Annotated in this window: 1 protein-coding gene and 2 pseudogenes; 1 reads left to right on the top strand and 2 read right to left on the bottom strand. The window is 51.8% G+C overall.

The window, feature by feature from the left end:
* Positions 1-96: 96 nt before the first annotated feature.
* Positions 97-1,380, top strand: a pseudogene (locus OQV04_RS24250) (Tn3-like element Tn3 family transposase); the annotation flags it as partial.
* On the opposite strand, the gene OQV04_RS24245 reads toward OQV04_RS24250, so the two are convergent.
* Together OQV04_RS24245 and mobA are read right to left on the bottom strand one after the other, a co-directional pair.
* Complete coding sequence (locus tag OQV04_RS24245) at positions 1,304-1,909, bottom strand: tRNA modification GTPase (protein ID WP_306402929.1); 606 nt, start codon at positions 1,907-1,909, stop codon at positions 1,304-1,306. The pseudogene OQV04_RS24250 and the gene OQV04_RS24245 sit on opposite strands and share 77 nt — an antisense overlap.
* Positions 1,910-1,921: 12 nt before the next feature.
* A pseudogene (gene mobA, locus OQV04_RS24240) lies at positions 1,922-2,389 on the bottom strand (mobilization protein MobA); the annotation flags it as partial.
* Positions 2,390-2,453: the final 64 nt, after the last annotated feature.

Below are 2,453 nucleotides of genomic sequence, written 5' to 3'. Positions count from 1 at the left end.
TTGAATGGGTTCATGTGCAGCTCCATCAGCAAAAGGGGATGATAAGTTTATCACCACCGACTATTTGCAACAGTGCCGAAACGACTGAGCAAAATGATCAGTGATCTACTCCCTCCGGTGGATTTAACGGAGTTGCTGCTCGAAATTAACGCCCATACCGGATTTGCTGATGAGTTTTTCCATGCTAGTGAAGCCAGTGCCAGAGTTGATGATCTGCCCGTCAGCATCAGCGCCGTGCTGATGGCTGAAGCCTGCAATATCGGTCTGGAACCACTGATCAGATCAAATGTTCCTGCACTGACCCGACACCGGCTGAACTGGACAAAAGCGAACTATCTGCGGGCTGAAACTATCACCAGCGCTAATGCCAGACTGGTTGATTTTCAGGCAACGCTGCCACTGGCACAGATATGGGGTGGAGGAGAAGTGGCATCTGCAGATGGAATGCGCTTTGTTACGCCAGTCAGAACAATCAATGCCGGACCGAACCGCAAATACTTTGGTAATAACAGAGGGATCACCTGGTACAACTTTGTGTCCGATCAGTATTCCGGCTTTCATGGCATCGTTATACCGGGGACGCTGAGGGACTCTATCTTTGTGCTGGAAGGTCTTCTGGAACAGGAGACCGGGCTGAATCCAACCGAAATTATGACCGATACAGCAGGTGCCAGCGAACTTGTCTTTGGCCTTTTCTGGCTGCTGGGATACCAGTTTTCTCCACGCCTGGCTGATGCCGGTGCTTCGGTTTTCTGGCGAATGGACCATGATGCCGACTATGGCGTGCTGAATGATATTGCCAGAGGGCAATCAGATCCCCGAAAAATAGTCCTTCAGTGGGACGAAATGATCCGGACCGCTGGCTCCCTGAAGCTGGGCAAAGTACAGGTTTCAGTGCTGGTCCGTTCATTGCTGAAAAGTGAACGTCCTTCCGGACTGACTCAGGCAATCATTGAAGTGGGGCGCATCAACAAAACGCTGTATCTGCTTAATTATATTGATGATGAAGATTACCGCCGGCGCATTCTGACCCAGCTTAATCGGGGAGAAAGTCGCCATGCCGTTGCCAGAGCCATCTGTCACGGTCAAAAAGGTGAGATAAGAAAACGATATACCGACGGTCAGGAAGATCAACTGGGCACACTGGGGCTGGTCACTAACGCCGTCGTGTTATGGAACACTATTTATATGCAGGCAGCCCTGGATCATCTCCGGGCGCAGGGTGAAACACTGAATGATGAAGATATCGCACGCCTCTCCCCGCTTTGCCACGGACATATCAATATGCTCGGCCATTATTCCTTCACGCTGGCAGAACTGGTGACCAAAGGACATCTGAGACCATTAAAAGAGGCGTCAGAGGCAGAAAACGTTGCTTAACGTGAGTTTTCGTTCCACTGAGCGTCAGACCCCAGATATCAGCCAGCGGCGCTTTTTTCTGCCAGACAGCTTCCATACGCTGCATTTCAGCAATCCGGCTGTACCCGTCATTCATAAACCATGTCAGTGCCGTCACACAGCAAGCCAGGACGAAGAATATCGTCAGCACAAGATAAATCGCCGATTTCCACGTATAGCGATACATTTCACGGCGCATGGCGTTAACGGAGTCATTAGCTGCTTTCACGACCTGATTAAGGGCATTCACGGCGGGCTTCTGCTGCTCAGTGCCGGCTTGTGTTAACGCCTGCGTAACCTGATTCATAGCGGAGCTGACAGACTTTCTGACTGTATCGGTCATATTACCGGACGCACTGTCCAGCTCCCGGATAACCTTGCTCAGTGTTTCGCTCTGCCGCTGTAACTGCACGGAGGCAGCCTGAAACTCCTCAGTCAGCGTGCTCACTCGTTTTTCCAGCGCCTGATGATGCCCGATAAGGGCAGCAATCTGTTTAATTTCGTCGCTCATATCAAATCCTGCTTATCGTGAGAATGACCAGCCTTTATCGGGCTTCTGTCGTTTCTGTTCGGCAATGCGCTGCCGCTCTTTCTCCTGCTGACGCTGTTTTTCCGCCAGTCTCGCCCGCTCTTTCTGCCGTTCCATTTCCTGATGTATCTCCTGAAACTCCGCCATCGCATCGTTAACAAGGGACTGAAGGTCAATTTCTTCCTGTATGTCCTTCATGGCATCGCTGACCAGTGCATTCAGCTTCTCCGGCTCTTTTTCAAAATCGAATACCCTGCCGGAAACGGCGTCCTGTTCGGGATCAGATTTCTGCGTCTGTTTTAGCATCAGAGTGTCCCGCTCACTGATGGCTTCCCGCAGCGAGGTGGTTACGTCAATCACGCTGTCACGTTCATCACAGCACTGCTGAACCTGTCTTTCCGCTTCCCTGCGCTCAAGAATGGCCTGTAACTGGTCAGTATCGAAGCGCTGAACGTCAGGGGCAGCTGCAAGGCTCACTGGCGGCGCTCACCAGCCTGACCTCGATCGTCGGACCCCTCCTCTTCAC

The organism is Escherichia sp. Lx600-2 (genome assembly GCF_036662595.1).
Lineage (GTDB): Bacteria > Pseudomonadota > Gammaproteobacteria > Enterobacterales > Enterobacteriaceae > Escherichia > Escherichia coli.
Note: the sequence above shows the minus strand (reverse complement) of the source record. Positions and strands in the feature narration are given on the sequence as shown.

Bases quoted from the DNA above. Each gene is read 5' to 3' on its own strand.
- OQV04_RS24245 (WP_306402929.1), bottom strand. From the start codon at position 1,909: ATGAGCGACGAAATTAAACAGATTGCTGCCCTTATCGGGCATCATCAG.